The organism is Gottfriedia luciferensis (assembly GCF_001712755.1).
Classification (GTDB): Bacteria; Bacillota; Bacilli; order Bacillales; family Bacillaceae_G; genus Gottfriedia; species Gottfriedia luciferensis_B.
Genome location: NZ_MDKC01000006.1, coordinates 49,349 through 67,662 on the forward strand (window position 1 = coordinate 49,349; position 18,314 = coordinate 67,662).

General features: G+C 33.2%; 17 protein-coding genes and 2 pseudogenes. 18 read left to right on the plus strand and 1 reads right to left on the minus strand.

Annotated features, from left to right (window positions below; genetic code table 11):
* Positions 1 to 161 precede the first annotated feature (161 nt).
* The 17 genes and pseudogenes from BED47_RS07100 (at position 162) to BED47_RS07170 (ending at position 14,590) form a co-directional block, all read left to right on the plus strand.
* Positions 162 to 803 (plus strand): annotated as a pseudogene (locus BED47_RS07100) (response regulator transcription factor).
* Positions 804 to 870: 67 nt separating this feature from the next.
* On the plus strand, positions 871 to 1,620 hold the full coding sequence (locus BED47_RS07105) for an ABC transporter permease (RefSeq protein WP_025568486.1): 750 nt from the start codon (positions 871 to 873) through the stop codon (positions 1,618 to 1,620).
* Positions 1,621 to 1,628: 8 nt separating this feature from the next.
* Positions 1,629 to 2,000 (plus strand): GntR family transcriptional regulator, encoded by a 372-nt coding sequence (locus BED47_RS07110; protein ID WP_025568487.1) that lies wholly within the window; start codon positions 1,629 to 1,631, stop codon positions 1,998 to 2,000.
* Between the two features lie 182 nt (positions 2,001 to 2,182).
* Complete coding sequence (locus BED47_RS07115) at positions 2,183 to 3,160, plus strand: NAD(P)H-quinone oxidoreductase (RefSeq protein ID WP_069033073.1); 978 nt, start codon at positions 2,183 to 2,185, stop codon at positions 3,158 to 3,160.
* Between the two features lie 452 nt (positions 3,161 to 3,612).
* Positions 3,613 to 4,437: a phosphate ABC transporter ATP-binding protein PstB gene (pstB, locus tag BED47_RS07120; RefSeq protein ID WP_069033131.1), complete on the plus strand. Its 825-nt coding sequence runs from the start codon at positions 3,613 to 3,615 to the stop codon at positions 4,435 to 4,437.
* Positions 4,438 to 4,462: 25 nt separating this feature from the next.
* Positions 4,463 to 5,116: a phosphate signaling complex protein PhoU gene (gene phoU / locus BED47_RS07125; RefSeq protein ID WP_069033074.1), complete on the plus strand. Its 654-nt coding sequence runs from the start codon at positions 4,463 to 4,465 to the stop codon at positions 5,114 to 5,116.
* 150 nt (positions 5,117 to 5,266) lie between these two features.
* A complete protein-coding gene (locus BED47_RS07130) occupies positions 5,267 to 6,154 on the plus strand; it encodes a phosphate ABC transporter substrate-binding protein PstS family protein (protein WP_069033075.1) in 888 nt (295 codons plus the stop codon).
* Between the two features lie 87 nt (positions 6,155 to 6,241).
* Positions 6,242 to 7,123 (plus strand): phosphate ABC transporter permease subunit PstC, encoded by an 882-nt coding sequence (gene pstC, locus BED47_RS07135; protein ID WP_069033076.1) that lies wholly within the window; start codon positions 6,242 to 6,244, stop codon positions 7,121 to 7,123.
* A gap of 13 nt (positions 7,124 to 7,136) precedes the next feature.
* On the plus strand, positions 7,137 to 8,048 hold the full coding sequence (gene pstA / locus BED47_RS07140) for a phosphate ABC transporter permease PstA (protein WP_069033077.1): 912 nt from the start codon (positions 7,137 to 7,139) through the stop codon (positions 8,046 to 8,048).
* Between the two features lie 416 nt (positions 8,049 to 8,464).
* The gene (locus BED47_RS07145) at positions 8,465 to 8,758 is read left to right on the plus strand and encodes a Dabb family protein (protein ID WP_069033078.1); all 294 of its coding nucleotides are present in this window, start codon (positions 8,465 to 8,467) and stop codon (positions 8,756 to 8,758) included.
* Positions 8,759 to 8,987: 229 nt separating this feature from the next.
* Positions 8,988 to 10,184 (plus strand): MFS transporter, encoded by a 1,197-nt coding sequence (locus BED47_RS07150; RefSeq protein ID WP_069033079.1) that lies wholly within the window; start codon positions 8,988 to 8,990, stop codon positions 10,182 to 10,184.
* Positions 10,185 to 10,500: 316 nt separating this feature from the next.
* Positions 10,501 to 10,662, plus strand: coding sequence for an SDR family NAD(P)-dependent oxidoreductase (locus BED47_RS23415; RefSeq protein ID WP_139116346.1), 162 nt, complete (start codon positions 10,501 to 10,503; stop codon positions 10,660 to 10,662).
* Positions 10,663 to 10,838: 176 nt separating this feature from the next.
* Positions 10,839 to 11,753 carry an alpha/beta hydrolase gene (locus tag BED47_RS07155; protein WP_069033132.1) on the plus strand — a complete coding sequence of 305 codons (915 nt, stop codon included), beginning with the start codon at positions 10,839 to 10,841 and terminating at the stop codon, positions 11,751 to 11,753.
* A gap of 142 nt (positions 11,754 to 11,895) precedes the next feature.
* Positions 11,896 to 12,318, plus strand: coding sequence for a universal stress protein (locus BED47_RS07160; RefSeq protein WP_069033080.1), 423 nt, complete (start codon positions 11,896 to 11,898; stop codon positions 12,316 to 12,318).
* Positions 12,319 to 12,409: 91 nt separating this feature from the next.
* Positions 12,410 to 13,341 (plus strand): annotated as a pseudogene (locus BED47_RS07165) (aldo/keto reductase).
* Between the two features lie 155 nt (positions 13,342 to 13,496).
* Positions 13,497 to 13,631 (plus strand): hypothetical protein, encoded by a 135-nt coding sequence (locus tag BED47_RS24350; RefSeq protein ID WP_286143670.1) that lies wholly within the window; start codon positions 13,497 to 13,499, stop codon positions 13,629 to 13,631.
* A 146-nt stretch (positions 13,632 to 13,777) separates the two neighbouring features.
* Complete coding sequence (locus tag BED47_RS07170) at positions 13,778 to 14,590, plus strand: MBL fold metallo-hydrolase (protein ID WP_069033081.1); 813 nt, start codon at positions 13,778 to 13,780, stop codon at positions 14,588 to 14,590.
* Between the two features lie 216 nt (positions 14,591 to 14,806).
* On the opposite strand, the gene BED47_RS07175 is transcribed toward BED47_RS07170, so the two are convergent.
* Positions 14,807 to 15,601: a M15 family metallopeptidase gene (locus BED47_RS07175; protein WP_069033082.1), complete on the minus strand. Its 795-nt coding sequence runs from the start codon at positions 15,599 to 15,601 to the stop codon at positions 14,807 to 14,809.
* 352 nt (positions 15,602 to 15,953) lie between these two features.
* Here BED47_RS07175 and BED47_RS07180 point away from each other — a divergent pair, with 352 nt between their 5' ends.
* On the plus strand, positions 15,954 to 17,894 hold the full coding sequence (locus BED47_RS07180; protein WP_069033083.1) for a fructose-bisphosphatase class III: 1,941 nt from the start codon (positions 15,954 to 15,956) through the stop codon (positions 17,892 to 17,894).
* Positions 17,895 to 18,314 lie beyond the last annotated feature (420 nt).

Consider the following 18,314-nt stretch of genomic DNA (forward strand, 5'->3'; position numbering starts at 1 on the left):
AAAGTATTTTATCAATTCTTTAAAGACTGTCAATTTGACAGTCTCTTTTCAACTATTCGTTAAATCATAGAATCCTATGATTTTTAAATTGATTGGTTAAGTGGAGCAAAAAGAGTAATTAAAACTGGTTATAAAGAAAACAAGGTTGGTGAGATCCATAGATGAAAATTTTGATAGTAGAAGATGATAAAATAATCGCCGCAGGACTCGAGTACTCGCTTCAGAACGATCAATTTTCGACCATTCTTTGCTATGATGCATCATCTGCAAAAAAGATTCTGCAAGAACAAATGGCCCAAATTGATTTATGTTTATTTGATTTATCACTACCTGATGGAAGTGGTTATGATTTGTGCTGGCTAGTTAAAGCTCAAAAAGATATCCCTGTCATTTTTTTAACAGCGATTGACGATGAGGTGAATGTGGTAATGGGACTTGATATGGGGGCAGATGATTATATTACAAAGCCCTTGCGTATACGTGAACTCATTTCCAGGATTTAGACTGTTCTAAGACGCTATCAAAAGCAGGCATTAAAAGTAAATATAGAAATCAAAAACATTTTGATTAATACTCTTGAGGGAAAAGTGTATAAAAACGGAGAAGAAATTCTATTAACAGCCATGGAGTACCGTCTATTTCTTATTTTTGCTAATCACATCGGACAGGTTCTATCTAGAAATCAGCTTTTAAAGCAGATGTGGGATGTAGCTGGGGACTTTGTCAATGATAATACTTTAACAGTGTATATTAAGCGATTGAGGGAAAAAGTGGAGGATACACCGCAAAATCCTGAACGTTGAGAAAATAAATGGTATTGTGATTGACAGGTGCATCAGTAAGAATCCAAAATCACATAAGATTACTGAAATGAAGACTATTTATAAAAAGCCAGGTCAAAGATTAAATCTAGTCTATACAGATTCTGATTCAGGCAAAGAAACTGCATTAACCAATGTGACCATTGCGAATTTGACTGATCAGTTTCCAATAGGTGTATCGTCGGTAGGACTAGGAGGATTAAATTTAATTGTCTCTGAACCTGTAATGAATAAACTTATTTCGCTTAATCCCAATGGTGAAGTCAACTTATATTATTACTTAAAAAGCAAGGACCCAATGAAAACGCAGCAGGATATTGAGAATATGAAATCCAGTAAAATGCAGGTTAATAATCGATTTCAAACCAAACAACAGCAAGAACAGCTGCTCATGCTGTTGACGATTTTTACGTATGGATTTATTACACTCATTACCCTGATTTCCGTTGCCAATATTTTTAATACAATCTCTACATCTGTCTCACTACGAAAACGGGAATTTGCCATGCTGAAGTCTGTGGGTATGACACCAAAAGGCTTTAATAAAATGATTCATTACGAAAGCATCTTTTATGGGATCAAGTCCTTGCTTATTGGTCTTCCTATTAGCATTGTTATCATGTATTTGATTCATCTTGCTATGATGAATACCTTTAGTTATAATTTTACACTCCCATGGATGTATATCTTCTATTGCTTTACTACTGTGTTTATCATTGTAAGTTCTACAATGCTATTCTCTAGTGCAAAGATAAAGAAAGAAAATATTATTGATGCATTAAAGCAGGAAAGTATATAGCATTATATATGGAGTATCTTTTTAATAATCGAGAATCCGTTTATTTGCAAGTTGTAATGTATTTTAAGCAACAAATTGCGAATAATCTATTAGAAGCCGGACAAGAAATACCATCTAGGCGAGTACTAGCTGCCCAATTTAATATTAATCCTAAAACGGTACAGAAAGCGTACAAAGAATTGGAGCAGCAGGGATTGATCACAACGGAAAAGAATTCCCCTAGTAAAATTACTACGGATATAAATTTTATAAATGGTATTAGATATGAATTAATTATGGAATTAGTAAATGAATTAATAGATTCCATTAAGATTATAAATGTACCTTTAGATGATTTACTTGAAACAGTTAAGCAAAATTACGAAGAGAAACAATATTAATAGAAAAATTTATCTTCTGTTGTGAAAGATTGTAACTACTCTATAGTGCGATTGAAGGTTTATGGAGGCCCTGCAAATATAGATGGTTCTAAGATTTAAACTTCAAATAATTTGCAAGTAATTTAAAAATATCTTAGAGCAAATTTCCAGGAAGATTCAAACCAAATTAAGGAGACATAAAAATGAGAGCAGTCGTAGTAAATCAACCCGGAGGTCCAGAACAATTACAATTTCAGGATTTTCCTTTACCAAAGCTACAAATAGGAGATCTATTAGTAAAAGTAAAGGCATCTGCGATAAATAGATCAGATATTATTGCTAGGGAAGGTCAGTCTAATTACCTGGCCACACCTATTCTAGGAATTGAAGTATCCGGAGAGGTTGTTGAAGTAGCTTCTGGGACAAATATCGAAGTTGGAACCCGAGTAATGGGGTTGGTTAACGGTGGTGGATATGCTGAATATGTTGTAATGCCAGCCGATAGAGCAATGAAGATTCCAGAAAATCTTTCTTTTGAAGAAGCTGCAGCCATTCCAGAGGTATTCTTAACAGCTTATCAAACTCTGTTTTGGTTAGGTGAATTGACTGATCAAGATACTGTATTGATCCATGCAGGAGGAAGTGGTGTAGGTACTGCAGCAATACAATTAGCAAAACAAATGACTCAAGCAAAAGTCATTACCACAGCTGGTTCACAAGATAAATTAGATTTTTGCCGTTCATTAGGAGCAGATGTTTGCATCAATTATAAAGAACAATCATTTGAAGAAGAAGCATTAATAGCTACAAATAACCAAGGTGTAGATTTGATTCTAGATTTTATTGGGGCATCCTATTGGGAGAGAAATCTAAAGAGTTTAAAAACCGATGGGCGTTGGATCATGATAGGTATTTTAGGTGGGTCTGAAGTTAACAAAGTGAATTTAATGGAACTTCTTCAAAAGAGAGTTCAATTAAAAGCTACGCTATTAACTCCTAGAAGCGATGAGTATAAAAAAGAATTAACAAAAGAATTTGTTCAAAACGCAATGCCGTTATTCATTCAAAACAAAATAAAAGCTATTGTTGACCAAGTATTCCAATTTGAAGATATACAAAATGCTCATAAACATATGGAAGCAAATAAGAACTTAGGTAAAATCATTTTACGTGTAAACTAATAGATGACAAATGTACCTAAATACCAAGATATGATATGGACCAGATTTCTGGTCCATATTTTTGTTTAGCATACATGGAAATTGATGACTGTAGAGAAGAATTAAATCGATGGACACTTTCTAGTACCGGAAGTTCCTATTATTTAAGGATAATGATAGTTAAATGAAGTTGGCAGCTTGCTCGAATATGGGGGTTGACTTTTTGTGCTTCCTTTTACAACTAGAATAGTGAGTTTTTCTTTACAATTCTGATTAGTATGTTACTTCGTTAATAGGGAAATCTAACTAATATTTATAGGATTGTAAAATTGACGCTTGTTAAGCAAGAAGTAAAGACGAAGTAATTAAAACGAATGTAGCAAAAATAAGGGAGATTAGCGACTGGAGGCGAATTGAAATTTAAGAGTTCAAGTATAGTAATAAAACTTCAAAATGGAAGGGTATCAAAATACATGACTAATACAATGATTAAAGAAAAAAATGATCTAAAAAAAAACAATGAAGAACAGTCTAATTTTAAAACACCTATTGTTTATGATACACAGAATTTATCTCTTTGGTATGGTCAAGATAAAGCGTTAAAAGATATCAATTTAAGTATTTATGAAAATGAAGTGACAGCAATAATTGGACCTAGTGGTTGTGGTAAATCCACCTATTTAAAAACTTTAAATAGAATGGTTGAATTAGTACCAACCGTTAGAACTGAGGGTAGTATTTTATATCGTGATCAAAATATTTTTGATAAAAATTATCCCGTTGAAGAATTACGAACCCATGTTGGTATGGTATTTCAAAAACCAAACGTCTTTCCTAAATCGATTTGGGAAAATGTAGCTTATGGACCAAAAATTCAAGGTATTAAAGATAAAAAAGAGTTAAATCAAATAGTTGAAAAAAGTTTAAAGGGTGCTGCGATTTGGGAAGAGGTGAAGGATCGTATCCATGAAAATGCTTTTGGTCTTTCAGGAGGTCAGCAACAACGATTATGTATAGCGCGATGTTTAGCAATTGAACCAGATGTTATTTTAATGGATGAGCCCACATCTGCATTAGATCCTATATCTACATTAAAAGTAGAAGAGCTTATACATAATCTGAAAAAGGAATTCAGTATTATTATCGTTACTCACAATATGCAACAAGCTGCTCGTGTATCTGATCGAACTGCTTTTTTCTTAAGTGGTGAAGTAGTTGAATACTCTGATACGAATAAATTATTTTCTACACCAAAAGATAAACGTACAGAGGATTATATCACTGGACGTTTCGGTTAATAGAAGGATTAGGAGGTGATCATTTATGAGACATAAATTTGAAGAAGATTTAAGGACCTTGCAAGAATTAATCATCCAATTAGCTGAGAAAACAAAAAAGGCTGTAATTAAAAGTATGGATGCTTTTCGAGCTGAAGATATTGAAAAAGCTTTAGAAGTAATTGATGAAGATGATCGTATTAATAAACTAGAAGAAGAGATAAATGAATTAATCGTTGTAATCATTACTAGACAACAACCCGTAGCCGTAGACTTAAGAAGGAATTTAACAGCTATAAAAATTTCACATGACCTTGAACGAGTAGCAGATTATGCTGTAAATATTGCGAAATCGACGATTAGGATACGTGATCGACAAGAAAATTTACCATTAGAAAATATTGAAAAAATGCATGAACTAGGAATTGATATGTTATCTAGAGCGGTGGATGCTTATCGCTCAGAGGATTTACATGCGGCTAAAGAAATTGGTGAAATCGATGATCAAGTAGATGATTTATATGGAGAAACTGTTAAATTTTTAATGAATAGTATCGCCGATTCACCTGATCACGTTACAAATTTAATGCAAATGGCATTTATTTGCAGATATCTAGAAAGAATTGCAGACTATGCAACAAATATTGCTGAAAATATTTATTATCTTGTAAAAGGTAAACATTATTTTTTAAACCAATAACGGTGAAACTATAAAAATTTTGAAAAGTAAAAGAATCGAGAGTGAATGAATCTACATTGAATAGCAGCTTTTATTTGACATAAACTATTTTTTGTAAATATAAAGTGCAACACTTTGAAAGTTAAACAAATTGCTTTTTGGAGGTAAGTTATGAAACGTAATATTAAACTGATATTTTCATTTTTATTAGTAGCAGTCATTTTAGTAGGATGTAACACTCAAAAAAATACGAATAAAAAGAATCAAACTGGTGGCGGAAAATTAAGTGGCACAATTACAGCGGCTGGTTCAACTGCATTGCAGCCTTTAGCTGAGGAAGCTGCTACAGAATTCATGAGTAATAATCCAAGTGTTTCGATTACTATACAAGGTGGAGGAAGTGGAACCGGGGTGAACCAAGTAACATCAGGAGCAGTTCAAATTGGGAATTCAGATGTACCAGCTGCTGAAAAACTTAGTGATCCGGCTCTTGCAAAGGATTTAGTTGAAACAAAAGTTGCAGGTATCGGTTATTCGATTATTGTTAATAAAGATGTTACTGTTTCTTCATTAACGTTAAAACAAATTCAAGATATCTTTTCAGGGGCAGTTACTAATTGGAAAGATGTTGGGGGCAAAGACGAGAAAATAAATGTGATCAATCGTCCAGCTGCTTCTGGAACAAGAGCAGCTTTTGAAAAAACAGTTATGAGTGGTGTGAAAATAAACGATTCAGTCGGTACAGTTCAAGATTCAAATGGAGCTGTAGAGCAAGCAATTAATAGTACTCCTGGGACGATTTCATATCTAGCAAATTCATATCTAGTTGGAGATAAGAAGAATGCCTTAACAATTGTTAAAATTGATGGAAATGATTCTTCAATTGATAATATAACAAATGGAAAATATCCATTTTATTCGTACGAGTATATGATTACAAAAGGCGATTTAAAAGACCCTGTAAAAAGTTATATAGATTTTGTTAAAGGCGATGATTTTTCAGCGAAAGTTGAAGAAATGGGTTATATACCAATGTCTAAAATGGGTAATTTAAAATAATGATCTAACTCTAAAGGGTGTTCTATTTCAAATTAAGTTTGATTAGGCACCCTTTATTAGCACTTATATTATTATTAGGAGTTATTTATGAAAATAAGAAAAAAAAATTATTTTGCAAATGAATACTTAGGAAGAACATTAGTAACCTTTTGCGGTATTTTAATGGTACTTACTACGATTTTGATTATTATTTTTATTGTAGGTAAAGGAATACAATCATTTACTCAGAGTAATATTTCATTATTTGAAATGCTATTTTCTCCTAATTGGAGCCCAAATGACGCACAAAATCCTAGGTTTGGAGCATTAAAATTTATTACTGGTTCAATCGTAGTATCAATTGGGGCAGTTATTATTGCAGCACCAATTGCAATCGCCTTAGCTATTTTTATGAATTATATTTCACCGATTTTTGGAGATAAAATATTAAAACCTGTTTTAGAAATACTAGTCGGTATTCCTTCAGTTGTCTACGGATTTCTGGGGGTAACAATTCTAGTTCCGATTATTCGGAATCATATTGGTGGGGTTGGTTTTAGTTTAATTGCCGGAATAATAGTATTGAGTATTATGATTCTTCCAACAATTGCCAGTATAGCATCAGATGCTATTAGAGCAGTTCCAAAAGATTATTTAGAGGCTTCTTATGGATTAGGTTCTACCCGATGGCAAGCAATTACTAAGGCTATTGTTCCTGCTGCTATCACTAATGTATTGACTGGTGTAGTACTAGGTTTAGCTAGAGCTTTTGGTGAAGCTTTAGCAGTTCAGATGGTTATTGGTAATACTCTTCAATTCCCTAAAAGCATCTTTGATCCCACTGTCACATTAACTGGTATATTAACAATGGATATGGCGAATACGATGAATGGAACCCCATGGAACAATGCGTTATGGTCATTGGCGATGATTTTACTACTCATTTCATTTTTCTTTATTTTAATTATTCGATTAATTGGTAAAAGATAGGGGGACAAGATTAATGAATGCTCGAAGTATTGATAAATTATGGACAATCATTCTCTATATCGTTTCATATTTAATTGTTTTACTACTTATTTATCTACTATGGGAAATCATTTCAAATGGTTGGGGATTTTGGGACCCAAACTTTTTATTTGGAAGACCAAGTAATACGCAAGCCGGGGGAGGCATTGGTCCTCAATTATTTAATTCATTTTATATTTTAGTATTAACATTGGCTATTTCTATACCTCTTGGATTAGGATCAGGTATTTATTTGGCAGAATATGCAAAGCCAGGGAAATTTCTAACTTTTGTGAGACTTTGTATAGAAACTTTAGCTTCTTTACCATCAATTGTAGTTGGCTTATTCGGATTACTTGTATTTGTTACAATGACTGGTTGGGGCTATTCTTTAATTGGAGGTTCTTTAGCAATTACAATATTAAATTTACCAAGTCTTACCCGTGTATCAGAAACAGCACTACTAGATGTTCCGAAAAATATTAAAGAAGGTAGTTTTGGGTTAGGGGCTACAAAATGGCAAACAATCGTTAAAATTAGTATTCCAACAGCAATTCCACAACTCATTACTGGAATTATTCTATCCGCAGGCAGAATATTTGGAGAAGCAGCAGCGCTAATCTATACAGCAGGATTAACAACTCCAGTTTTAAATTCGATTGCTCCAATTAATAGTCAAATGAATCCATTTAATATTTTTCGTCCTGCAGAAACATTAGCAGTTCATATTTGGAAATTGAATTCTGAAGGTATTGTTCCAGACGCTCACGAAATTGCTGCAAAGTCGGCTGCAGTGTTGATCGTTATGGTACTATTATTTAATTTATTAGCTCGATTAATTGCTAATTTTATTCATAGAAGATACACAGGTACTAATAGAAAAGTGAAAGTAAAAGAAATTATGTGATTTTGGTCCAATTGTCATGCTCTTCACCACGCATTCTCGTGAATCATCAATTATTAAAAAAGTGTATGGAAATTTAAATAAAAATAGCTGTACATTACTTTGTGATAATAATGATCAAATTAAAATTTGAGAACAAATGGTAAAAAATAATTATTTACCGTTCGTTCTCAATATGTTTAAATATATAAGTAAGGAGCTAATGCTTTTATGTGTAACCAAATTATATTTATAATTTCAATATTTATAGAAATACAGAATAACAAAATTAAATGAGTATTTTACGCCAAATAATCAACATGTTAGTCTCGGAAGGAATATTTGTTTTTCAATTGAGAACGATAAAAGAGTTAATAATCTATAAGATAAAAGATAGAAATGATGAAAGATTTTTTAACTATTAAAACGGAGGTGACGGCATGATTGAACATGTTGTAATCATCAAGTTCGATAAAATGACCACAAAGGAACAAAAGGATAATGTGATTCAACAGCTGCAAAGTTTGGCAAATTCGATACCAGGCATTGTTGATTTACGTTGTAATCACAATTTTTCCGAGCGGAATCAAGGATTTGATATTGGCTTAACTGTTCGATTTGAAAGCATAGAAGCACTAAAAGCCTATGGTCCACATCCAGAACACCAAAAGGCAGTTTCGTACATGATTGAAGCTGGTATGACTGACAGTATTATTGTGGATTTTGAAATTTAATTGTTTAGTCTTCAATAGTAATGACCAATCAGCATTTTATAAAGGGAGAAATTTTACTTTTATTTGTAATCTATAGGAGGAATGAAAATTATTTTAGAATGAACATTCTTAAAATAGCAACAGATAAAATGTTTGTGAACATACAAACATTTGAATTCCATTATTTTTAGCACAATTATTTTTTTGATTTTTTGAGAACGAACAGTAAAAAATAGAAAGGAATGTAAATATGAAAAGAATGTTATTAATTATATTATTGATGTCATGTGGTGCAACTTTTGTTACGCCAATGTTTTCTTTGTATAGCGAATATTATCATTTAAGTAGTTTGCAAATTACAATTTTATTTGCTATTTATGCTGTTTTTCTTTTACCAACTTTACTTATTGTTGGAGCAAAAGGGAACATATGGGGATTAAAAAAAGTAATCCGTATTAGTATCCTATTTTCTATTGTTTCTACCATATTATTGCTAAGTAATACTGAAGCGTGGATGTTATATGCTGGAAGAATATTAGAAGGGATTGCATACGGTGCTTTTACAGGTACTGCAGTTGCTTTCTTAATGAGACATACTTCTCCAAAAGACACAGGTACAGCACTCAAATTATCAGGAGTTACAGTTCTTGTTGGTTTTGGACTTGGACCATTAATTGCTGCTTTCATGTTGCAATATATCCCCGTTCAACCGTTAAAATTACCATTTTACATTCTGATTTTTTTCTTGATCATTTCAATCATAATTCTTGAAACGTTGTCAAAAGATATCGTTTCACCTGAGCAAAAGCGTGCAAAAAACAAGATATCACTAGGTGTTCCCAAAAAGATTCGTTCACATTTTTGGGCAATGTCAGCACTTCCTATTTTTACAGTTTTTACGTTACAAGGAATTGCGTTTGCTCTAATTCCTATTTTTGTAAAAAATATAATTCATACGTCTAATCACTTTATTTCAGGTTTAATATTTTTCGTCCTTTTAAGTGGATCAGCAACAGCTCAGTTCATACCTAGACCGAATCATCCAATTACTCGTATCAGATTAGGTATACTGTTTCTACTTGTTGGTACGTGGCTTATTGTTATTTCAGGTCAAACATCAAGTTTACCCTTACTCTGGATAGGTGTATTCACACAAGCTCTAGGTGGAGGATGGACTTTTCAGAATGCGTTATTTTTTGCAGGTAAACTGCCAGAACCGGAGTCTAGACCTCGTGTAATATCAGCTTTTTATTTTGTTGCTTATATTGGATTTATCGTTCCTGTTATAGGAGTCGGAGTACTTACAAAATTTTTCAATTTAAACTTAGCACTAGTATTTCTTAATTTGTTTGCAACGATAATTGTTGCCTATATATTGTTCTATTCAGTTAAATTTAAACGTGAGACATATAGCACAACAGTTCCAAATCAAGGCGCATCAAGATAATATGAAGTAAAGAACTGAAAGGGGGAATGCAAACAAATTTTAATTTTTTTGTTTATTTGAGAATGAATGTTCTTGAATGAAGCGTTTTACTATTTGTTGTGATTAAAGCAACTGCATATATGGTTTAAAGATTGGAGAATCTCCTTTAAGATTTTGCAAACTACGTGAAGGTTGCAATATGTAGAAAATTTTTAAGGGATACTATTAAAAATAATCAAATTAAAATAAGTAATCGATCGATCACTGTCAAGGTCAAGTATTGTCATTAAAGCAGAGGATTAGATCTGAACTAATAAAAAAGGGAGAAATGATAAAGATGAGTAAAGTATGGTTTATTACAGGAACTTCAACAGGATTCGGTAGAGAATTTGTGCAACAGCTGCTAAATGCAGGAGACAAAGTGGTCGCTACAGCGCGCAATATTAAATCTATACAGGATTTTAAAGAACTGGCACCGGATCGTGTTCACATTGTTTGAATAAGGATAACGTTTATTTGAAACGGTATTACCCGCCACGGTTGAATCGTTTAAAGCAGGCAGACAGCTCCCTGCATTTCAATTTAATTAAAGTTCGAAATGTAATTTATTATTCAAAGGAGAAGAATGTGGAGCAGTCTACACTTCCTTTAGATCATAAAAGGAGTAAACGTGTAATGAATAAAGAATCGGGTTTTACGAAAAATGATGTGGAAATAAATGCTGAAGGAACCATGCTTAGAGGATGGATTTATTTGCCTCAACGCGATGATATTACGCCGATCCCGGCCATTGTGATGGCACATGGATATGCGGGACTGAAGGAGATGTTTTTGGAGCCTTACGCTGAGAAGTTCGCTACCAACGGATTTGCTGTATTGTTGTTCGATCATCGGAATTTTGGAGACAGCGATGGAACTCCAAGGCACGAAATAGATCCTTGGCAGCAATTGGAGGACTACCGGCATGTAATAACATACGCAAGCTCGCTACCTCAAGTCGACAGCAATGCAATCGGGGTATGGGGTACAAGCTACAGCGGGGGACATGTTTTGGTAGTTGGCGCGACCGATAAACGAGTAAAATGCATCGTATCTCAGGTTCCGACAATCAGCGGCTCGAAAATTGCCCAAAGAAGAGTGAACGGAGAAGCGCTAACAGAGTTGTTGTCTTCGTTTGCAGAAGATAGATTAAACAGGCAACGCGGTGAAGATCCCGTTTATTATTCGGTCGTACCAGGAGGAGAATTTGAAAATAGCGTATATAAATCGAAGGATGCAATTGAATTCTATTTGAAAGGCTCAGAGAAATTTATTAACAAAGTTACGCTTCGTTCGATTGAGTTATCTAGAGGTTATGAGCCGGGAGCTTTTATTGCCAATATAAGTCCTAGCCCACTGTTAATGTTGGTTGCAAAAAACGATTTTATAACTCCTACCGATCTGTCACTTGCTGCTTACGAGCAAGCTCTTGAGCCCAAAAAATTGGTGCTGATATCGGGAGGACATTTTGACCCATACAAGAAGTATTTCGATCAGTCGAGCAGCGAAGCCGTGGAATGGTTTAAGACTCATTTGTTCAATTGGCAGTAACTTTCAATGAAACTTTTTTCCAATACATCGGGATAATTCGCACCTACAGATATAAAAGTTATTATTCTAAAGTTTATAGCGATAATCAACGTCATTTTTTAATTATAAAGATAACATTATATAAAAAGGAGAGAGAGAGAACATGTATGAACGGTTTTTGGTTCCAGTTGACGGGTCTGAACACTCCAAACATGCATTGAAATCGGCTGAATGGTTGGCGCAAAATATGGGGATAAATGCACATATAACGCTTCTTCACGTTATTCCAAGTAACAATTACAATACAGTTGCTTTCGGAGTGGATATTAAACAATTGCTAGAAGAGGAAGCTAAGATGATTTTTGAGGAATCTGAACAAGTTCTTTCAGGGTCATCTATCCAATACGATTGCGAATACCATATTGGAGATCCTGCAGAGATGATATGCAAGAAGGCAAAAGAGGGAGATTACGACCTAATCGTAATGGGAAGCAGGGGACTTAGCCTCTTTTCAGAACTGCTCGTGGGAAGTGTAAGCCATAAAGTGGTCCAGCATGCGCATTGTGGTGTAATGATTGTAAAGTAACAATGTGGTGATTGTAACCCCAAGAACTAAAAGAAAAAAAGACGTTCGTATCCGTAAAGAAAAATAATACTAGAATGGAGTTGAAAGTTAAATGGCAGAGCACGTTCGAATCGGGAAAACAGATTTATATGTCAATCCAATTGGTTTAGGAACAAACGCAGTAGGCGGTCACAATCTTTTTCATAATCTTGATGAAGAAACTGGTAGGGAATTAGTTCGCGCAGGGCTAATAAACGGGATAAATTTATTAGATACAGCTTTTATGTACGGTCCCAAACGTTCTGAGGAGATCATTGGTGAAGTCGTAAAAGAAAATGGTAATCGCTCAGAAATTGTAATTGCTACGAAAGCAGCCCATAAATTTGTTGGTTCTGAAGTTGTAATTGATAATTCGCCTGCTTTTTTAAAACAATCTGTCGAAGAGAGCCTAAAACGTCTGCAAACGGATTACATTGATTTATTTTATATTCATTTCCCTGATCAGGATACGCCAAAGGATGAAGCCGTCGGAGCCCTAAAACAATTGAAGGATGAGGGGAAAATCAGAGCAATCGGTGTTTCCAATTTTTCGATTGAGCAATTGAAAGAAGCCAATAAAGATGGTTATGTGGATGTCTTCCAAGGGGAGTATAATCTGCTAAGCCGCGGGGCCGAGAAAGAATTGTTCCCCAATGTTGCTGCAAATAGCATTTCCTTTATACCGTACTTCCCACTTGCTTCAGGATTATTAACAGGCAAATATAATAAAAATACCGATTTAAGTGAAAAAATGAGAAAACGCCAGCAATTCCGAGAGGGTGTTTTTGAGGAAAACCTGAAAAAAATCGAAAAAGTTCGTAAAATTGCCGGTGAAAAAGGAACAGAAGTTGCCCATGTCGTTCTTGCCTGGTATTTACCCGTGAAGCCATTGACGTCATCATTCCAGGAGCAAAACGGGCAGAACAAGTCTTGCAAAATCTGAAAACACTTGAAGTCAATTTAACGAATGAAGAAATTCAAGAAATTGATCAGATTTTTTCCTAAGAATAATATGATGCAAACAGGAAAACACAAATTATCAATCTGGAATGAAACTAATCTGAGAAAAAGATTATAAGCCATTAGCTATGATGATTATTATAAAATTTTTAAATAGTCTTTTGATAGTACAATTTCTTTACTTTAAGGAGGGCATATAAATGGATTTTCAAATAACTGATTCTGCAAAGGAAGTATTGCACAATAAAATAGGAGAAAATCAAATTATCCAATTATCATTCGATCGTGGAAGCTGTGAAAATCTTAGCAATGAGCTAAATCAAGTCCTTTTTTAATGTACTAAATGACAGTTCAGTTCAATTAAAAAAATGAGTGGCTATTCATTCATTTAAATGTTAAATTTAAAATCAGAATATTTAAAGTATAAAAAAATTTAAGCATTATATATCTTTATTATTTAATACTAAGGAGATGAAAGGTGATGTTTTTAAAGAAAAATTCAAACTTAGGAGAGAAAAATGGCGTCTCCTACTTGAATGGGGAAGTTAAATATCTAAGTGTTTCATTAAATGTTTACAGTTATTTAGTGGATGGAGTTTTAATTGATACAGGATCGCAGTCTTTACATAGATATTTCGAATCTTTTATTGACCAAGCAGATTTTGATCAAGTAATGATAACTCATTCTCATGAAGATCATTCAGGTTGTGCTTCTTATATTGAAAAAACTAAGAATCTACCAATTTATTTAAGTGAAAAAACAATTGATTATTGCGCAAGACATGCAGATTATCCTTTATATAGGCAACTTTTTTGGGGAAAGAGAAAGCCGTTTCACGCTAAGGCTATACCTGAAACGTTTACATCAAGAAATGCGACATGGAAAGTAATCGATACACCCGGCCATGCTTTTGATCATAAAGCATTATTAAATCAGGAGACTGGTCAATTATTTACGGGAGATTTATTTGTAAGTGAGCGGACAAAAGTCGTATTAGCAGAAGAATGTATCCCTACAATTATTAACTCATTAGAGCGAGTATTAACTTATGATTTTCAAGATGTATTTTGCAGCCACGCAGGGTTTATAGAAGATGGTCGTGCAGCGCTTGAACGAAAACGAGACTATTTATTATCTATTAAACATAATGTATTAACCTTACATAAAGAAGGGAATTCAGCTGAAGATATCCGAAATAAGCTATTTCCAAAAAAATACCCGATTATAAAATTTTCAAGTGGAGAATGGGATTCACTACACATTGTAACATCGATCATAAATGAAATGATGTAGGTAAACCTGATCTATTTTAATAGACATTAAGGACTAAAAATTACAAAGGACGGCCAACACGCAGTAGAAGTAATCATAATAATTGTGAGGAGACTAAGGTTAAAGCAAAGAGCTCATTTTAAATGAACGGAAGTCATAAAAACTGAATACATAAAGAGGCTATGTATTTTAATCATAGCCTTTTATCAATAAGAGATACTATGTTCTTAGATTTTTTTATTTTGAAACTGGATAGACGTTTAAATATTCTTCTAAGGTTAAGTTTCTTTTTTTTATTTGTTTTGCTGTTGTTACGCCAACATACCGAATATGCCAAGGTTCGTATTTGTAACCTGTGATCTGCTCTTTACCTTTTGGATATCGAATAATAAAACCATAATTAGAGCTATTTTTATCAAGCCATTTAGCTTCTTTTGTATTAGCAAAACAGCTTGTAGCCGCACATTTTCCAGTGCTACTACTTACATCAATTGCTAATCCTGATTGGTGTTCACTTGAACCGGGTAATGCACTATACTTTCTTGCATTAACATAGCCATCTTCTTTTACATATCGATTAAAAAGAACTTTTTGAGTCGCATATGAGCGATATCCTGAAACACCACTTAAATAGATATGATCTTTTTGAGCTCCAGCAAATAATTTCTTTAATGCGATTGCTGCTTCTTTTCTCATTTTTCGTTTTTCAAGCTTTTCTTTAAAAATGAATGAAACATTTGGATAAACTAGATCTTTTGGAACATAATTTTTAGGTAAAAAATATTTTTTGTTTACTAAAACTGTCATTACATCAGGGTGTGAAACAGTTCTAATTGCATTACTTTGCTTCGTTTTATTCATTACATTTTCAGGTATATCTAATGTTGCGTTTTTCTTTATATTAGCGTTTTCTATATTTATTTGGTGATTCTCTTTTTTTGCACTAGAATCATTATAATTATTGTTTTTGGAAAAACAACTATTAAAAGATAATAGTAAGCTAATCATAATTGAAAGAACTAAATATTTCATAAAAGAAAGTACCCCCAGATATGGCTTTGTCTACTAGTTTGTGGATAAATAATACAAAACTTGTTCATTTTTAAATCTCCCTTATATTATTGTCTAAAAAGCTCGAACTATATAAGAGAATGATAAGAACTGGATGTTTCGAATTTAGGTACAACTTGTTTCAAAGTTGTAAATTTACTTGTATCTTCCTTGTAATCACCCAATACACTTTGTTGAGTACAATGTATAGATTTCCTCTAAAAATGTAATCTACTATTATAAAATACAGTCGAGTTTACATTTATCATGTAGGTAATAAACCGAATCTTCGCTCGAAAAATAAATGAAGAAAATAGAAGGAGATATCATAAAGTTGAACATAAAATATTTAGATTTACTTGCACATAAATATGATAGTGAAGAAAAGGTGGTAACTGAGATTATTAATCTTGAAGCCACCCTTAATTTGCCAAAAGGGACAGAGCATTTTGTCAGTGATTTACACGGGGAGTATCAAGCTTTTCAACATGTGTTAAGAAATGGTTCGGGTAGAGTAAAAGAGAAAATAAGAGACCTATTTCAAGACGAACTATCTGATACAGAACTTAATGAATTTGCGACGTTAGTTTATTATCCTGAAGAAAAATTAAAATTAATTAGAGATAAGTGTGTAAATAAACAAGAATTACATCAATGGTACACAGTAATCATTGACCGTATGATAAAGTTAATTTCTTATTCGTCATCTAAATATACACGCTCTAAATTACATAAAGCATTGCCTCAAGAGTTTGTTTATATAATAGAAGAGTTACTTTACAAAACGGATGAATTCACAAATAAGAAAGCATATTATTCAAAAATCGTTCAGCAAATTATTTCTCTTGGTCAGGCAGATAAGCTTATAACAGGTCTGGCTTATTCTACTCAGCGGTTGGTAGTTGACCATCTACATGTCGTGGGTGATATTTATGATCGCGGACCTGAACCTGATAAAATTATGGATACTCTAATTAATTATCATTCTGTTGATATTCAATGGGGAAATCATGATGTCCTATGGATCGGCGCCTTTGCTGGATCAAAGGTTTGCCTAGCTAATATTATTCGTATCTGTGCCAGGTACGACAACTTAAGTATTATTGAAGATGTGTATGGGATAAATCTTATACCACTTCTTAATCTTGCGGAAAAGTACTATAAGGACAATCTAGCGTTTAGACCCAAGAGCAATTCGGATAAAAAAAAGTCTGATCATGAACTTTTGCAAATCACTAAAATCCATCAAGCGATTGCAATTATTCAGTTCAAGCTTGAAATGCCAATTATAAAGAGACGACCATATTTTAATATGTCAGAAAGGCTTTTGCTTGAAAAAATTGATTATGACAAAAATGAAATAACAATTAATGGGAAAACTTACCCATTAGAAAATTCTTGCTTTGCAACTATAAATCCAGATAATCCTAGTGAATTAATAGAGGAAGAAGAGCAAGTCTTGGACAGACTATTGTTTTTTGTCCAGCATTCGGAAAAGTTGGCTAGACATATGAATTTTCTCATGAAGAAAGGCAGTCTTTATTTGAAATATAATGGGAATTTATTAATACATGGATGCATCCCAATTGATGAAAATGGAAATATGGAAAAAATGGTGATTGAAAATCAAACCTATGCAGGTCGCGATCTACTTGATATTTTTGAACATTATTTACGACATGCATTTGCACATCCTGAAGAGACAGATGATCTTGCAACAGATATGGTCTGGTATTTATGGACAGGAGAATTTTCATCATTATTTGGGAAAAGAGCAATGACGACCTTTGAAAGGTATTTTATTAAAGACAAAGAAACCCATAAAGAGATTAAGAATCCATACTATCATTTACGTGAAAAAGAGGAAATCTGCTGTAAAATTTTAGCAGAAATGAATCTTAATCCTAACATAGGCCATATAATAAACGGCCATACACCTGTTAAAGAAATAAAAGGAGAGAATCCAATTAAAGCAAACGGGAAGTTGATTGTTATTGATGGAGGATTTTCTAAAGCTTATCAATCAACAACTGGTATTGCTGGTTACACTTTATTATATAATTCCTGCGGTATACAACTCGTAGCCCATGAAAAATTTAATTCAAAAAAAGATGTTCTACTAAAAGGGTCAGATGTTTTATCAGTAAAGAGATTGGTGGAAAAAGAACTCGAGAGAAAAAAGGTTCTAGAAACCAATGTGGGAGAGCGGTTATTACAGGAAATATCTGTTTTAAAAAGTCTATTGGAAAATCGCTATACTAATCCACAGTGGTGAAGAGTATATGTTATCAAAAGGATCAAACTTTAACATTCCAGTTGGATTTGGGGAGTTTGTTTTAGATGGTGATTGTGAATAAATTAATTGTTTCACATACCTAAGTGCAATTTAATAGTAGAAAAAGAATCAGGAAAATTGCTCTGATTCTTTTTTTATTTTAATGGTTAGCATTTTAGGAGCTGATCTAATTCTAGAAGAGTCACTTCAGTGCGATTCATTGGACTTTTGTCAACACCCCAATAAAAAGTTCAGAAACGCTTACAAACTATCCGAAAAAAATTACGATTTAATTCTTCAGTATTTGAAGACAACTGTAGTTAATTATTACAGCAAAAATTACAATAGTATTACCAGTCGGAAATGGAATTTTGAATGTTCGGAAACTTATTTTGTCAGGTCTTATTATTTAAATTACGG